Raw genomic sequence first — 15800 nt, 5'->3', positions numbered from 1 at the left:
CAGGACCGGAGCGAGGGCATGCCGAGCATTAGCGAGGCACCGAACGAAAGGGGCAAGAGCCCTTGGTTACTTGGGGCTTTTCCAAGTGACTCGCCGTAAGGGCGAAACCAATAGCCGCCATCACCGAAGAAACGGATCTACACACCAAAAACAAATGCTAAGCAATCACCGCCAAATCTTGATATCGGTCAATTGCAGATCCGCCCTTTGTCCGTAACCTCCACTGCATGTTGTGTTTTTAGATGAATAAAAATCTATATGTAGTATCTGGAGGCCGAATGCAAAGCACGCTGATCTCAGTAGGAAGTAACCGTTTGCACAAGCGCAACGGTGACCTGGTTGCCTTCGACGCCGACAAGATCCGTCAGGCGTTGATCGCTGCCGGCAGGGCAACCGGGGAATACACCGACGTTGAAGCCGAAGGCCTGCTCGAGGCCGTACTCGCCCGTCTGGAAGGGCTGCCGAGACTGCATGTCGAGCAGATCCAGGACCGTGTCGAACGGGTGCTGATGGACGCCGGTTTTTTCTTCGCCATGCGCGCCTACATCGTCTACCGCGAACAGCACGGACGTTTGCGCCGCGACCGCCGGACCTTGGTCGAGGTCGCCACCTCCATGAACGAATACCTCGACCGTGAAGACTGGCGGGTCCAGGCCAACGCCAATCAGGGCTATTCCCTGGGCGGGCTGGTGCTGAACGTGTCGGGCAAGGTCACCGCCAACTACTGGCTGGACGAGGTCTACAGCGAAGCCATCGGCCAGGCCCACCGCGAGGCGGATTTGCATGTGCACGACCTCGACATGCTCGCCGGTTATTGCGCCGGATGGTCGCTGCGCACGCTCTTGCACGAAGGGCTCAACGGTGTGCCGGGACGGGTCGAAGCCGGTCCGCCGAAGCACTTGAGCAGTGCCCTGGGGCAGATGGTGAATTTCCTCGGCACCTTGCAAAACGAATGGGCCGGTGCCCAGGCGTTCAGTTCGTTCGACACCTACCTGGCGCCCTATGTGCGCAAGGACCAGCTGGGTTTCGAGCAGATACGCCAGGCGATCCAGGAATTCATCTACAACCTCAACGTCCCATCGCGCTGGGGCACGCAAACGCCCTTTACCAACCTGACCTTCGACTGGGTTTGCCCGCAGGATCTGCGCGAGCAGATCCCCATCATCGGCGGTGAGGAAATGCCATTTGCCTATGGCGACCTGCAAGCCGAAATGGACCTGCTCAACCGCGCCTACATCGAGGTGATGCAGGCCGGCGATGCGAAAGGGCGGGTGTTCACCTTTCCGATCCCGACCTACAACATCACCCATGATTTTCCATGGGACAGTGAAAACGCTGACCGCCTGTTCGAGATGACCGCGCGTTACGGCCTACCGTATTTCCAGAACTTCCTCAATTCGGACATGCAGCCCAATCAGGTGCGATCGATGTGCTGCCGCTTGCAACTGGACGTGCGTGAGTTGCTCAAGCGCGGTGGCGGTTTGTTCGGCTCGGCGGAACAGACCGGATCGCTCGGCGTGGTGACCATCAACTGCGCGCGACTGGGTTATGTATTCAAGGGGGATACCAGCGGTTTGCTCAAGCGTCTGGACACGCTGATGGAACTGGCGATGGAGAGCCTGGAGGTCAAGCGCAAGGTGATTCAGCATCACATGGACGCCGGTTTATACCCGTACACCAAGCGTTACCTCGGCACCTTGCGCAACCATTTCTCGACCATCGGCCTCAACGGCCTGCATGAAATGCTGCGCAATTTCACCGGCGACAAGGAGGGCATGCACACCGAGCACGGCCGGCAGTTTGCCCTGAGGATGCTGGACCATGTGCGCGCCACGCTCGTGCGTTTCCAGGAAGAAACCGGCCACCTCTACAACCTCGAAGCCACGCCGGCCGAGGGCACTACCTACCGTTTCGCCAAGGAAGACCTCAAGCGCTATCCCGACATTCTCCAGGCTGGCAGCGCGCAGGCGCCGTATTACACCAACTCCTCGCAACTGCCCGTGGGCTACACCGAAGACCCCTTCGAGGCCCTGGAACTGCAAGACGAATTGCAATGCAAATACACCGGCGGGACGGTCTTGCATCTGTACATGGCCGAGCGGATTTCTTCGACCCAAGCCTGCAAGCAACTGGTGCGCAAAGCCCTCGGGCGGTTCCGCCTGCCGTACCTGACCGTGACCCCGACATTCTCCATCTGCCCGGTGCACGGCTACCTCGATGGCGAGCACGAGTTCTGCCCCAAATGCGACGAGATCCTGCTGCTCAAAGAACAGCAAACCGGCACCGTTCACTGATTTCGATCCACTCAACCGCAAGGAGCTTCACCATGATTGCATCGCAAACACTGCCCCAGGCTCAACGTCAACGCTGCGAAGTCTGGACCCGGGTGATGGGTTATCACCGTCCGGTGTCGGCGTTCAATCCGGGCAAACAGTCGGAGCACCGTGAGCGGGTGCACTTCACCGAAAGCGCGGCCGTGGCCGGGCGCCAATGAGTCGAATGCTGCGGGTCGGGGGCATGGTGCCCCTGACCACTATCGACTATCCGGGACAGCTCGCCTGCGTGCTGTTTTGCCAGGGGTGCGCCTGGCGTTGTCGTTACTGCCATAACCCGCAACTGATCCCGCCTCGTGGCACCGAGGAAGTGGATTGGCGGCGGGTTATGGCGTTTCTGCAACGTCGGCAGGACCTGCTCGATGCCGTGGTGTTCAGCGGCGGTGAGCCGACCTTGCAGGACGCGTTGCCCGGCGCCATGGATGAAGTGCGCGCCATGGGATTTCGCATCGGTTTGCACAGCGCCGGCATCAAGCCGGCCGCGTTCGCCAAGGCGCTGGCCGGGGCCGACTGGGTGGGCTTCGACGTCAAGGCGTTGCCCGAGGATTGCCAGGCCATCACCCGCGTCGAGGGCAGCGGAACAGCCAACTGGCGCAGCCTCGAGCATCTGCTGGCCAGCGATGTCGACTACGAATGCCGCACCACCGTGCATTGGCATCTCGTCGAACCGGCACGTCTGTTGACCCTCGCGCAGCGATTGAGCGCGCTGGGCGTCAAGCGCTTCGCCGTGCAACTGGTGCGCACCGAGCGGATGTTCGATCCGCTGCTGCCGAGCGTTTCGGCACAGGCCTTGCTACCCGATCTTTGGGAGGCGATGCGCGAGTTGTTTCCAGCGTTCGTGTTACGGGGGTAACCGAACCCGAGGAACAACGTTCAACAGTGACATCCACCATGAATTTCAAATGCGCTGCCAATCAGGCAGGTATCAAACTGGGAGCATTTGATATGGCTAAATTAACCACGGCTCAACGGATCGTCATCGGCTTTGCAATCGCGCCGTTGGCGTTGATGGGCATGGCGTTTTACGCGTTGCACGATCTGGCAACGCTCAAGGAACAGGCGGTGGTCATCGTCAAACAGGACTGGCCGAAGATCGAACCGATCATGGTCATTGCCACTGGCGTGCGCGATAACGCCAGGAACACCCGGGACTTGCTGATCAACAAGGACAATCAGCAAGTGCAGCAGTCGATCGACGCCACCAAGAAACGCATCACCCAGGCGCTCGAAACCCTTGAGCCGCTGTTCTATCTGCCAGAGGGCAAAGCCGCATACCTGGCCTTGAAAAAGAACCGCGAAGCCTACGTTGCCGCGTTCACCCAGGTGCAGGTCTTGATTCGGCAAGGGGCTTCCGACGATGCCATGGCCCAGCTGAAGCAGAAAGTCGTACCGGCCGAAGCCGAGGTGTATCGCAGCCTGGATGAGTTGATGGCGCTGCAAGGGAAAATCTTCATCGACCGTGAACAGTCGGCGCAGGCACTGTACAGCGATGCCCGGCGCAACATGCTCGGGTTGTTCCTGTTCTGCCTGGCGCTGGTGATTGCCGCTGCGATAGTCGTCACGCGCAGTGTGACCCGGCCATTGGGTGGCGAGCCGGATGATGCCGCACGGTTCTTGAGTGAAATCGCCGAGGGCGACCTGACGATTCAGGTGCCGGTGGGTGCAAGTGCCGACGGCAGTGTGATGATGAACATGCATCAGATGCAGCAAAGCCTGAATACCATGGTCAAGCACATCGCTTCTTCGGTTGACCGGGTAGCCAGCTCTTCCGAAGAACTGAGTGCCGTCAGCAGCCAGACCGCCAGCAACCTGCAATTGCAGGGGCTGGAGATCGAGCAGGCCGCTGCGGCGGTGAATCAGATGACGGCTGCGGTGGATGAAGTGGCGCGCAACGCGGTCAGTACTTCCGAGGCCTCCAAACAGTCCGAGCAAACCGCGCAGCGCGGCCGCGAACAGGTTCAGGAAACCGTGGTTGCCATCGGCGAACTGGCCGATGGCGTCACCGACACCTCGCAACGCATCGAGCAACTGGCGGGCCGGGTGCAGGACATCAGCAAAGTCCTGGACGTGATTCGCAGCATCGCCGAGCAGACCAATCTGCTGGCCCTCAACGCGGCAATTGAAGCCGCACGGGCCGGGGATGCCGGGCGCGGCTTTGCCGTGGTCGCCGATGAAGTGCGTGCGCTGGCGCATCGCACGCAGGAGTCCACCCAGGAAATCGAGCAGATGATCGGCAACATTCGCCAGGATACCGGCCATGCGGTGACGGCCATGCAAAGCAGCAGTCATCTGGTGCGGGCCACCCTGGAAGTGGCGCAGCGCTCAGGTGATGCACTGGATCAGATCACCCGGTCCATCTCGCAGATCAATGAACGCAACCTGATGATTGCCAGTGCCACGGAGGAGCAGGCGTTGGTGGCGCGTGAGGTGGATCGCAATCTGGTGGGGATTCGCACCTTGTCCGAGCAAGTCTTGCTGGGTGCGCAGCACACCGACACCGCTGGCCATGAACTGGCACAGATGGCCGGGGCGCTGCATCAGACCGTAGCGCGATTCAAGGTCTAGACCACCCGGGCGGGTGGTTGTGGAGGTGGGCGCTCAGGACCAGCCCCAGAACTGCAACCACCAGCCAAACCCGATCAAACCATTGGCTAACAGCAGGCAGGCGCTGCCCGACATGCGCCGCGCCAGAGAGCGGTTTTCGCGGTTCAGTCGCTTCCATCCCAGCAGCAAACTCCAGCCTATCGCGGCCACCAACAGGCAGGCCCTGACCGGTTGCACCCATTCCAGCAGCAAACCTTCATAGCGCAGCAGTTTCACGGTGGTTGCCGACAACCCGAGAAACAGTCCCGCACCACCCAGGGGCGTGAGTGTGAGCGCCAGGGGCCAATACAGTGCACGATCACCCGCCAGTCGAGCGGTCAGGCGCAAGAGAACCATTAGTACGGTGCCGAGCAGCACCGAACTCAAACTCAGGTAAGTGACGATGCTGAACCCGTCGAGCCAACTGAAGCTGTCGTTGAGCTGCGGGTAATGGGTGAGCAGCCACCAGGGCGCGTTGTCTTGCAAGGCCCAGAACTGGTCGTGTTCAACCAGCCATTGGGCGAGCGTTTGTTTGAGGGCGACGAACCAGGGACTGACCGTCCACTGGAATGCGCCCATCGCCAGGCCGATCACACCGAACAGCAGTAAGCGAGCATCCCACGGGGATAGCGTCTGCGACGTCGCGTGAAGAATCTCTTGATTGCCCGACCGGGCGATCAACTGGACGGCACCGCGTTGCCCGCTGCAGCGCCCACAGGCATGACAATCACTGGCGCCTTGCAGGCGTCGGATATCGAGCAACGGAGCGCAGTTGGGGGGCGGCAGGCGTGGCGGGGCGTTTTCTATCCAGCGTTGTTCATTGACCTGAAAATGCACCGGCGCCAGGCGGGCGAGCAGTGCAAACACGCCGCTGACCGGGCACAGGTAACGGCACCAGACCCGCTTGCCTCGGGCGAACAACAACCCGACGCCCACCGCAGCGACAGTCGAACCACCCAGAATCAGCAGCGCCGCCTGAGCGTAGTCATAGACGCTGATCAACTGGCCATAGAGGGTCGTCAGGCAGAACGCCAGGGTCGGCCAGCCGCCCCAGCGCAACCAGCGCGGCACGCCCATGCCTTTACCGTAATGGCTGGCCCATTCGCTGAGCGAGCCTTCCGGACACAGCACGCCACACCAGAGCCGACCGAACATCACGATCGACAGCAGCACGAACGGCCACCAGATCCCCCAAAACAAAAACTGCGCAAGCAAGGTCAGGTTGTCGAGCATCCGGGCCTGGCTGTCCGGCAGCGGTAACAGCGGCGGGATCACCAGCAGCACTGCGTAAAACACCACAACCAGCCACTGCGCGGCACGAATGAACCGCGCATGGCGACGCATCCCGTCGCCCATTTGCTGGAGCCATCGATTGTGCCAACTCAGTTCAGGCATGGGACTTTTTCCATCGTCCGTTGCCGTAGCCATCCGCCGACGACCAGCCAGTAACCGATCCACACCAGCAAGGTCAGGCCACTGGGGGTTGCCCGATAACCGGCAAAACCGGCCAGGAAACCACCGAGTCCATGGCTGTCGCTCAGTAAGACGCTGCTGTCCCAGAACGCGTCGCCAATGACGCCGTAAACCTGCTCCGGCAGATCGAGGGCGAGCAGTTGGCCGCCGATTCGCTCGGTGCCACTGACCAGCAATGCGGCCCCGAGCATGAGCAGGATGACTTCGCTGATGGCAAAGAATCGTTGCCACGAAATGAACCGGCGACTGCTGTGCAGCAGGATGATGGTCAACGCCGACAGCACCAGTCCCATGGCGCCGCCGATGGCAAACAAGCCGAGCTGCGGGCCTCGCAGTTGAGCACCGGCGCCATAGAGAAACACGACCGTTTCACTGCCTTCACGACTGACCGCGAGCATCGCCAGCAGCAACAATCCCATGCCGCCTTGCCGGGCCAGATGGCTGTCGGCGTGGCGCTGCAAATCCTGTTTGAGGGAGCGCCCGTGACGGTGCATCCAGCCCACCATTTGCACGATCAACAGGCTGGCGACCAGGGCGAGGGCGGCCTGGAACCATTCACTGGCCGAGCCGCTCATGGCCTCGCCGGCAAACAGAATCAGCACGGCCAGCAGACCCGAGAGCAGCAACCCCAGCCCCACGCCGACCCACAAGTATTTGACCAGTCGATGACCCTGGTACTGCTGGCTGGCCCAGGTCTGGAGAATGCCGATCACCAGCAACGCCTCGACGCTTTCGCGCCAGACGATGAACATTGATTGATTCATGAAAACTCCGTGCGCTGACAGGTTATTTCGCGAGGATGCCGCCCTCGGGCAGTTGCGGATTGAACTCGTCGAAAAACGGGTAGTGACCAGGCCTGAGCGGGTGAATGACGACAAAGGTGGTCACGCCCGGTGACATGACTTTTTCAACCCGCAGCGGTGTGCTCTCGAATTCGGCCGGCCCCTGACCGCTGTTTTTCAGGACGATCTTGAATCGCTGCCCGGCCGGGACCTCCAGCAAGGCCGGCGTGAAGTGGCCATCGCGCAGGATCAGTTCGTAGCTCGGCAACTCGGCAAGGGCGGTCAACGGCGCAAGGGCTCCAGCCACCAGCAGGCAGGCAACCTGCAGGCGCTTCATTCAATAGCCGCCTTTTTTGCCAATGCCGGCGTAGACGAATTCGTAGTGCAGTTCGCAGCGTTCGAACCAGGGCGCGACACCGGTTTCCTTGTCGGTGTGGCGACCGAGAGAGGCATGACCACCGGGTGGCAGGATGGTGAAGGTGAGTTGATATTTGCCCGGCCCCATCAGCTTCACATTGTCGCCGTAGTGCGGACCGTCGTTGGCGACCATGGCGTGGAAATCGCCTTTGAGTTCCGGGTCGTTGCCTTGCTTTTTCAGATTGAAAGAGATGTTGAGATAGGGCACGAAACTGCCTTCCTGAAAGCCCTGGTGATTATCCGCAGTGGCGCGGATGTCGGCCTCCAGATGCACATCCGAATCCGCAGTGGCGCGCATCATGCCTGCCGGTTCCATCTCGATCGGTTGCAGATAAACCGCCCCGACTTCCAGCCCCGGACACAGCTGTGGTTCGCCGATCGGGTATTCCTTGGCCTGAGCCAGCGGTACGAACAAGAGCAAAGCGAGTGTGAGAGAGGTACGCATGATTTCTTCCTGGGCACTGACGAGTAGGAACCCGAGTCTAGGAAGGTTTGCTGCGAACAATAATGATTGCTATCAAGTTTTGAGTAATTAAACCGACGGCTCGTCGCGCCGGCGAAATCGCTGGGCGCGCTCGACGCTGTGGGTCATCTGTGCCGCCGCATGGACGGTCAAGGGATGCTGGGTAAATCCGGCTCTGGGGGAAATGTAGCCGGCCATTTCCCGGGCAACGGCGAGCTGACGTTCCGAACCTTCCGCCAGCAGCGCGATGACCAGGTTTTCCAGGGCAATGACGCGGACACGCAAGTGAACCAGTTCGGCGTTTGTCAGCGCGGGTGGAGCGATAAAGGCATCGCTATCGATGGATGTGGCGGCGTCTTGATCGTCCCATGTCGACAGCGGTGGACGGTCGGGTGTCTCTGCGTTCGGGTGAGGATTTTTATTGATCATGAGCGACGCCTCCAAGTCTGTTCGGCCGTTATCAGCTTAGCCTCAGGATCATGATCGGGGGAGGGCAGTCACGCGATGTCGATAGCTTGATATCCATCAAGGACGGCTGCGCGCGATGGTTGTAGCTTGGAAAGCACGCCTCTCAATGACTGGAGATCGGCATGGCCAAGAACTTCCCGGACAACCCCAAACACCCCGAGCGGATTTGCTGGGGATGCGACCGGTATTGTCCGGCCAAGTCGTTGGCGTGCGGCAATGGCTCCGAGCGTACGATGCATCCGGCCGAGCTGTTTGGCGAAGACTGGAACGTGCCGGGCGACTGGGGTATCGAGCCCCTCATCGTCACAACCAAGGCGGCGGATGACGATATCTGACGCAGGTCCAACCTGGTCATACCGCAGCATCGCGTTCCATGCCCGCAACCATCTGTCATGAAATGAAAAGCCGGTGTCGTCTGATGAGAAGCGGCTCACCAGACTGCGTCCTACAGTCCAATCAGCGCAAATCGACGCTGTACAGACTGGAGAATAAGAAAAAATGGCCAACGCCGTACGCTTCTACGAAACCGGTGGTCCCGAAGTCCTCCGTTATGAGGAGGTCGAGGTCGGCGATCCCGGTCCAGGCCAGGTTCGTCTTCGTCATGTGGCGGTGGGCCTTAATTATGCCGACACCTATTTTCGCAATGGCACTTACCCGATTCCGATGCCCAACGGCATGGGGGTTGAAGCGTCCGGTGTGGTTCAGGCCGTCGGCGAAGGGGTGACCAACGTCCAGGTGGGGGACCGCGTCACCTATACCGGCTTCCTCAACACCCTTGGCGCCTACAGCACTGAACGGCTGATCGCGGCCGCGCCGTTGATCAAGCTGCCGGAAACCATCAGTTTCGAGACCGCTGCGGCCATGACCATGCGCGGCCTGACGTCTTCGTACCTGATGCGCCGCATCTACGACTTCAAGGAAGGCGACAGCATTCTGCTGCACGCCGCCGCCGGTGGCGTCGGCCTGATCGTCTCGCAGTGGGCCAAATTGCTCGGCTTGAACGTGATCGGCACGGTTTCGACCGAGGAAAAGGCCCAAATCGCCCGGGCTCACGGTTGCGACCATACTATCAATTACAGTCATGAAGACGTCGCCGCCCGCGTTCGCGAATTGACTGATGGCGTCGGCGTCAACGTGGTGTTCGACAGCGTCGGCAAGAACACCTTCGCCGGCTCCCTGGATTCGCTCAAGCGTCGTGGCCTGATGGTGTGCGTCGGCACGGCATCCGGTCCGATCCCAGCGTTCGACCCGGTGATGCTGGCGATGAAAGGCTCGTTGTTCCTGACCCGTCCGGCCCTGGCTGACTACATCGCCGACCCTGCGGAGAAAGCCGCCCTGGCCGGTGAGTTGTTCGACCACGTCGGCAGCGGCCGGATCAAGATCGAGATCAACCAGCACTACGCCTTGCAGGACGCGGTGCAGGCTCATCGCGATCTTGAGTCGCGCAAGACCACCGGTTCGTCGATTTTCGTCATTTAAGGAGCGGCCAGCCATGAAAGTCGAACAATTGACCTGCAACATCGGCGCCGAACTGATCGGCGTGAACCTCGCCGACGCGGTGCATGACGACGGTCTGTTTGCCGAGATTCGTGCCCAGTTGCTCAAGCACCGGGTGGTGTTCCTGCGTGATCAGAACATCACTCGCGAGGAGCACGTGGCCTTCGCTCGCCGCTTTGGTGAGTTGGAAGACCATCCGGTGGCCGGCAGCGATCCGGATCATCCGGGGCTGGTGCGGATCTACAAGAATCCGGACCAGCCGATGGACCGCTATGAAAACGCCTGGCACACCGACGCCACCTGGCGCGAGGCGCCGCCAATGGGGTGCGTGTTGCGCTGCGTGGAATGCCCGCCGGTCGGCGGCGACACCATGTGGGCCAACATGGTCGAGGCCTATGCGCGTTTGCCGGAAGACGTGAAGGTGAAAATCGCCGACCTGCGTGCCCGTCACAGCATCGAAGCGAGTTTCGGTGCGGCGATGCCGATCGAAAAACGCCTGGCGCTCAAGGCGATGTACCCGGACGCCGAACACCCGGTGGTGCGCACCCACCCGGAAACCGGCGAGAAGGTGCTGTTCGTCAACGCCTTCACCACCCACATCAGCAACTACCACACTTCTGAGCGGGTTCGCTTCGGCCAGGACGCCAACCCAGGCGCCAGCGAATTGCTGCGCTACCTGATCAGCCAGGCGTACATCCCCGAGTATCAGGTGCGCTGGCGCTGGAAGCCCAACAGCATCGCCATCTGGGACAACCGCAGTACCCAGCACTACGCCGTCATGGATTACCCGCCGTGCCATCGCAAGATGGAGCGCGCCGGGATCATCGGCGACAAGACCTACTGATCGACCCTTTCTGCATACGCACTCGTAAACACGTCTGCCCGGCACGATCCCGGGTGGGCGGGACAATCATAAAAAGTGGAGTAAATCATGCAATTCTTCGACGATTCCCTGCACCCGGAAAACATGGAAAAAGTGGTCATTACCGTGGCCCCGTACGGCCCGGAATGGATGCCTGAAGATTTCCCGGAAGACATCCCGCTGACCATGGACGAGCAAGTCCAGAAAGCGGTCGATTGCTATGAAGCCGGTGCCACGGTCCTGCACCTGCATGTGCGTGAACTGGACGGCAAGGGTTCCAAGCGCCTGTCGAAGTTCAACGAGCTGATCGCCGGCGTGCGCGAAGCGGTGCCGGACATGATCATCCAGGTCGGCGGTTCGATTTCCTTCGCCCCGGAAAGTGATGGCGAAGCCGCCAAGTGGCTGTCCGACGATACCCGCCACATGCTGGCCGAGCTGACGCCAAAACCGGATCAGGTCACGGTGGCGATCAACACCACCCAGATGAACATCATGGAGCTGCTGTATCCGCAATACCTGGAAGGTACCTCACTGGCTAACCCGTTGATCCAGGCTGCCTACAGCGAAATGACCGTACCGGCCGGCCCGGCCTGGGTTGCCGAGCACCTCAAGCGCCTGATGGACAACGACATCCAGCCGCACTTCCAGCTGACCGGCATGCATGCCCTGGAAACCCTCGAGCGCCTGGTGCGCAAGGGCATCTACAAGGGCCCGCTGAACCTGACCTGGATCGGCATCGGTGGCGGTTTCGACGGTCCGAACCCGTTCAACTTCTTCAATTTCATCCACCGCGCGCCGAACGGCTGCACCCTGACCTCCGAGTCGCTGCTCAAGAACGTCATGCCGTTCAACACCATGTCGATGGCCATGGGCATGCACCCGCGCGTGGGCAATGAAGACACTATCATTGATCACAAGGGTGATCGCTTCGGCTCGGTGGCGCAGATCCAGCAAACCGTGCGCATTGCCCATGAACTGGGTCGCGAAATCGCCACGGGCAAAGAAGCCCGCGAGATTTATCGCATCGGTGTGAAGTACGACAGCATCGAGCAGACCCTGCTGGCCAACGGTATGGCCCCCAACCGCAAGGCTGGGCAAAAGGGTGTGCCGCAACGCGGCTGACCGGCGGTCCGGACGAGGGGCCGCAACCTCTCGTCCACCGCACTGCAACACGCTTGATAACAACAATAAATAAAAGCATTGAGGAGGCTGCATGGCCTTTCACCCAATCGCCGCTGACGATGACGACGCAGGTTGCGTCGGCGTTTCGCGCCAATATGCCTGGATCGTTTTTGCATTGACGTTCGGCCTGTTGATTTCCGATTACATGTCGCGTCAGGTGCTGAACGCGGTGTTCCCGCTGCTCAAGAGCGAGTGGGCCCTGAGCGACGGCCAGCTCGGGTTGCTCAGCGGTATCGTTGCCTTGATGGTCGGCCTGCTGACATTCCCGCTGTCGTTGATGGCTGACCGCTTTGGACGAGTCAAGAGCCTGGCGCTGATGGCGTTGCTGTGGAGCCTGGCCACGCTGGGCTGCGCATTGGCGCAGGATTACCAGCAAATGTTCATTGCCCGGTTCATGGTCGGCGTCGGTGAAGCGGCTTATGGCAGCGTCGGTATCGCCGTGGTGATTTCGGTGTTTCCGAAACACATGCGCGCCACCCTGGCCAGCGCGTTTATGGCGGGCGGCATGTTCGGCTCGGTGTTGGGCATGGCGTTGGGCGGTGCCATCGCGGCCAAGCTAGGCTGGCGCTGGTCGTTCGCCGGCATGGCGTTGTTTGGCCTGGTGCTGGCGATGCTTTATCCGATCATCGTCAAGGAAGCGCGCATCGCTCCGCAACGGGTCGCCAAGGCTGTCGCGGGGGCCAAGCGTCCGCTGCGTACGCTGTGGTCCAGCCGTTCGGTGGTAGCGACCTACGTCGCCAGCGGCTTGCAGCTGTTCGTCGGCGGCACGGTGATGGTGTGGATTCCCAGCTACCTCAATCGCTACTACGACATGCCGACGGACAAAGCCGGCGCCATGGCGGCGATCATCGTGCTGTGCAGCGGTGCGGGGATGATTGTGTGCGGCATGCTCAGCGATCGGCTGTGTCGCAACTCGCCGGAACGCAAGGTCAGCCTGGCCATCGCCTTTTGCCTGGGCAGTTGCCTGCTGCTGTCGGCGGCATTCGCAATGACGGCAGGGCCTATGCAACTGGCACTGATTTGCCTGGGCATGCTGATTGCCACCGGCACAACCGGCCCGGCTGGCGCGATGGTCGCCAACCTGACCCATTACTCGGTCCATGGCACGGCCTTCGCCACGCTGACATTGGCCAACAACATGCTGGGACTGGCGCCGGGGCCGTTCATCACAGGAAGGGTGTCGGACCTCATCGGCCTGCATGCCGCTTTCCAGCTGGTGCCATTGGTCAGCCTCGCGGCAGCGGCCGTGTTCTTTTATGCCAAGTGTCATTACCACAAAGATATTGCCCGCCTTCAGGGTCAGCGCGTGCCTGACCCCGTCAGCCAGGCCGGGTTAGAGGTGAAGTTGTGAGTCGTCGTCTACAGATTGATGTGTTTTTCGATTTTATCTGCCCCTGGTGCCTGATCGGCAAACGCCAACTGGAGCATGCGCAGGTACAGTTTCGCAGTCGCCATCCGGATGTGCAGATCAGCACGCAGTGGCATGGCGTGCAGTTGCTGCCGCAGTTGCCGTTGGAGGGTGAGCCCTTCGTCGATTTCTACCGCAAGCGTCTGGGCAATGCCGATGCCATGACCATGCGCCAGGCCCAGGTACAAAAGGCTGCCGCGGCGGTTGGACTGACCATCGACCTCGGCCAGATCGAGACGATGCCCAATACCGCAGACGCCCATCGCCTGTTCGAGCGGGTCAGCGCGCTGGGCAACGCAGCCCAGAGTGAAATGTTGCTTGAGCGGCTGTTCGCCGCTTATTTCCGCAAACGCGAAAACCTTGGTTGCCGCGAGACCTTGCTCGCCATTGCCCGCTCCTGCGGCATTGATGCGCAGGTCTTGGCTGACTGTCTGACGGGCGACGCCACTCCATTTGCCGGATCACCCGAGGCGAGCAGTGGCGTACCCGGCTTTCAGTTCGATCGCCGCATGACCGTGGTGGGTGCGCAACCTGCAGCGGTGTTGCTCGGGGCCATGAGCCAGGCGCTGAAAGAAAGTGATTACGAGCGGCAACCTGTATGACCCGGCGTATCCCCGTGCCTGCCGGCAAACACCCGCAGGTCGGCGGTCGTGCACTGTTCGAATTCGATGACAAAAGCCTGGCGCTGTTCAACGTCGGAGGTGACTTGTTCGCCATCGACGACAGTTGCCCGCACCAGGGCGCCTCGCTGTGTGGCGGGCGTCTTGAGGGGCGAGTGATTCAGTGTTGCGCCCATGGTCTGCGCTTCGATCTGCGCAGCGGTTACCTGCTCAATTCCACCGCAGTCAAAGTCGCCAACTACCCGGTCGAGATCATCGACGGTCAGGCATTCATCGTCATTGTTCCCGAGGAGGCCGCGCCATGAACGCCATCGCTCTCACCCGTATCCACAGCCGAACGCGCGAACTGGCGCCGGGTTTTGTCGTCAGTCTGATCGTGGCGGCGGCCGCGTCTTTTTTGTCCGAGCACTACGGTGCGCCGGTGATGCTGTTTGCCTTGCTATTGGGCATGGCCCTGAATTTTCTGGCCGGCGACGGTGCCTGCAAGGCCGGCATCGAATTCACGGCGCGCACCGTGTTGCGCATCGGCGTGGCGCTGCTGGGCATGCGCATCACCCTTGAACAGATGGCTGCGCTGGGCTGGAAGCCAGTGGCGCTGGTGGTGATTCTGGTGGTGGTGACCATCGGCGTTTCAGTGATCGCTGCCAAGGCGCTGGGCTTTCAGCGTTTGTTCGGCATGCTCACCGGAGGGGCCACCGCGATTTGTGGTGCATCGGCCGCGTTGGCGTTGGCGGCAGCGCTGCCCAATCATCCGCAGAAAGAGCGCGCGACGTTGTTCACGGTGATTGGGGTGTCGGCGCTGTCGACTCTGGCGATGATCGTGTACCCGATGATTGCCAACTGGCTGCAACTGTCGCCGCAAGTGGCCGGGGTGTTTCTCGGGGCGACCATCCACGACGTGGCCCAGGTGGTCGGTGCCGGTTACAGCATGTCGACCGAGACCGGCGATACGGCCACGGTGGTCAAGCTGATGCGGGTCGCGATGCTGCTGCCGGTGATCGTCACTGCCGCGATGATCACTCGCATGCAGGGTGCAGATCCGACCGGCAAGCGACCGCCGTTGCTGCCGTGGTTCGCCGTCGGTTTCCTGTTGCTGGCGTGCATCAACAGCACCGGCTGGATAGCCCCGGTGGTGCAGGGCTCGATCAATGAGCTGTCGCGCTGGTGCCTGGTGGTGTCCATCAGTGCCCTGGGCATGAAGACCCAGCTCAAGGAGCTGGCGGCGGTGGGTATCAAGCCGATCCTGTTGATGGTGGGGGAGACGGTGTTCCTCGTCGTGCTGGTGCTGTTGTTGCTGCACTGGGGCCTTTGACACCCGACGCATAACGCTTTTTGACAGAGGGCTGCACCGCGGTTGACTCCTCACTGTGGTGGTGTCCTCGACCGGTGTCGACAACACCGGTTTTTTTCGGCGACTGTGCCAGCAGTCGCCGTTTTTTTTGCCCGGTGCAAGCTCGCCAGGGAAGGGCCAGAGGCCAGGCTTCCCGCGTCATCGTTGACCTCCGTCGGTGTCTTTGCCGACGTTGATCCATGCTGTGTCAAAGCTTGTGGGGGATTGTTGTCTGAGTACATATCCATTGCTGCGGTGATGGCGGCTATTGGTTTCGCCCTTACGGCGAGTCACTTTCGAAAAGCGCGAAAGTAACCAAAGCGCTTCTGCCCCTTTCGTTCGGTGGCTCGCTAATGCTCGCCATGCCCTCGCTCCGGTCCTG

Annotated in this window: 17 protein-coding genes; 12 read left to right on the top strand and 5 right to left on the bottom strand. The window is 60.9% G+C overall.

All coding sequences use genetic code 11. From position 1 onward, the window contains the following. Window positions 1-278 precede the first annotated feature (278 nt). The 4 genes from J4E42_RS28935 to J4E42_RS28920 all read left to right on the top strand — a co-directional run bounded on the left by J4E42_RS28935 (window position 279) and on the right by J4E42_RS28920 (window position 4898). Complete coding sequence (locus tag J4E42_RS28935; RefSeq protein ID WP_207286742.1) at window positions 279-2294, top strand: ribonucleoside triphosphate reductase; 2016 nt, start codon at window positions 279-281, stop codon at window positions 2292-2294. A 32-nt stretch (window positions 2295-2326) separates the two neighbouring features. Beyond that, on the top strand, window positions 2327-2494 hold the full coding sequence (gene nrdD, locus J4E42_RS28930) for an anaerobic ribonucleoside-triphosphate reductase (RefSeq protein WP_008032934.1): 168 nt from the start codon (window positions 2327-2329) through the stop codon (window positions 2492-2494). Further along, the gene (locus J4E42_RS28925) at window positions 2491-3186 is read left to right on the top strand and encodes an anaerobic ribonucleoside-triphosphate reductase activating protein (protein WP_008043833.1); all 696 of its coding nucleotides are present in this window, start codon (window positions 2491-2493) and stop codon (window positions 3184-3186) included. The genes nrdD and J4E42_RS28925 overlap by 4 nt, the downstream gene beginning before the upstream one ends. Before the next feature lie 92 nt (window positions 3187-3278). Next, window positions 3279-4898: a methyl-accepting chemotaxis protein gene (locus tag J4E42_RS28920; RefSeq protein ID WP_207286741.1), complete on the top strand. Its 1620-nt coding sequence runs from the start codon at window positions 3279-3281 to the stop codon at window positions 4896-4898. 33 nt (window positions 4899-4931) lie between these two features. On the opposite strand, the gene J4E42_RS28915 is transcribed toward J4E42_RS28920, so the two are convergent. The 5 genes from J4E42_RS28915 to J4E42_RS28895 all read right to left on the bottom strand — a co-directional run bounded on the left by J4E42_RS28915 (window position 4932) and on the right by J4E42_RS28895 (window position 8480). Then, the gene (locus J4E42_RS28915) at window positions 4932-6311 is read right to left on the bottom strand and encodes a 4Fe-4S binding protein (protein WP_207286740.1); all 1380 of its coding nucleotides are present in this window, start codon (window positions 6309-6311) and stop codon (window positions 4932-4934) included. Then, a complete protein-coding gene (locus J4E42_RS28910; protein WP_207286739.1) occupies window positions 6299-7153 on the bottom strand; it encodes an FTR1 family protein in 855 nt (284 codons plus the stop codon). Before J4E42_RS28910 ends, J4E42_RS28915 begins: the two co-directional genes overlap by 13 nt. Before the next feature lie 22 nt (window positions 7154-7175). Next, complete coding sequence (locus J4E42_RS28905; RefSeq protein WP_207286738.1) at window positions 7176-7508, bottom strand: cupredoxin domain-containing protein; 333 nt, start codon at window positions 7506-7508, stop codon at window positions 7176-7178. Further along, window positions 7509-8033 carry an iron transporter gene (locus J4E42_RS28900; protein WP_207286737.1) on the bottom strand — a complete coding sequence of 175 codons (525 nt, stop codon included), beginning with the start codon at window positions 8031-8033 and terminating at the stop codon, window positions 7509-7511. It abuts the gene before it with no gap. 87 nt (window positions 8034-8120) lie between these two features. Further along, on the bottom strand, window positions 8121-8480 hold the full coding sequence (locus J4E42_RS28895; RefSeq protein ID WP_192226490.1) for a hypothetical protein: 360 nt from the start codon (window positions 8478-8480) through the stop codon (window positions 8121-8123). 161 nt (window positions 8481-8641) lie between these two features. Between J4E42_RS28895 and J4E42_RS28890 the strand changes: the two genes are divergently transcribed. From J4E42_RS28890 to J4E42_RS28855, 8 genes are all read left to right on the top strand, one after another. Further along, window positions 8642-8854 (top strand): DUF3079 domain-containing protein, encoded by a 213-nt coding sequence (locus J4E42_RS28890; protein ID WP_008032916.1) that lies wholly within the window; start codon window positions 8642-8644, stop codon window positions 8852-8854. A 163-nt stretch (window positions 8855-9017) separates the two neighbouring features. Further along, on the top strand, window positions 9018-9998 hold the full coding sequence (locus J4E42_RS28885; RefSeq protein WP_008032914.1) for a quinone oxidoreductase: 981 nt from the start codon (window positions 9018-9020) through the stop codon (window positions 9996-9998). A gap of 13 nt (window positions 9999-10011) precedes the next feature. Continuing rightward, window positions 10012-10860 (top strand): TauD/TfdA family dioxygenase, encoded by an 849-nt coding sequence (locus tag J4E42_RS28880; protein ID WP_207286736.1) that lies wholly within the window; start codon window positions 10012-10014, stop codon window positions 10858-10860. Between the two features lie 87 nt (window positions 10861-10947). Further along, complete coding sequence (locus tag J4E42_RS28875; protein WP_008032909.1) at window positions 10948-12000, top strand: 3-keto-5-aminohexanoate cleavage protein; 1053 nt, start codon at window positions 10948-10950, stop codon at window positions 11998-12000. Window positions 12001-12091: 91 nt separating this feature from the next. Then, window positions 12092-13411 carry an MFS transporter gene (locus J4E42_RS28870; protein ID WP_008032908.1) on the top strand — a complete coding sequence of 440 codons (1320 nt, stop codon included), beginning with the start codon at window positions 12092-12094 and terminating at the stop codon, window positions 13409-13411. After that, window positions 13408-14070, top strand: coding sequence for a DsbA family oxidoreductase (locus J4E42_RS28865; RefSeq protein WP_192226492.1), 663 nt, complete (start codon window positions 13408-13410; stop codon window positions 14068-14070). Before J4E42_RS28870 ends, J4E42_RS28865 begins: the two co-directional genes overlap by 4 nt. Continuing rightward, window positions 14067-14393: a Rieske 2Fe-2S domain-containing protein gene (locus J4E42_RS28860; protein ID WP_207286735.1), complete on the top strand. Its 327-nt coding sequence runs from the start codon at window positions 14067-14069 to the stop codon at window positions 14391-14393. Before J4E42_RS28865 ends, J4E42_RS28860 begins: the two co-directional genes overlap by 4 nt. Next, a complete protein-coding gene (locus J4E42_RS28855; RefSeq protein ID WP_207286734.1) occupies window positions 14390-15400 on the top strand; it encodes a YeiH family protein in 1011 nt (336 codons plus the stop codon). Before J4E42_RS28860 ends, J4E42_RS28855 begins: the two co-directional genes overlap by 4 nt. The last annotated feature ends 400 nt before the right edge of the window (window positions 15401-15800 follow it).

The organism is Pseudomonas sp. FW300-N2A2 (assembly GCF_017351735.1).
Classification (GTDB): Bacteria; Pseudomonadota; Gammaproteobacteria; order Pseudomonadales; family Pseudomonadaceae; genus Aquipseudomonas; species Aquipseudomonas migulae.
The sequence above is the reverse complement of the archived record's forward strand: the minus strand, read 5'-3'. Positions and strand labels throughout refer to the sequence as shown.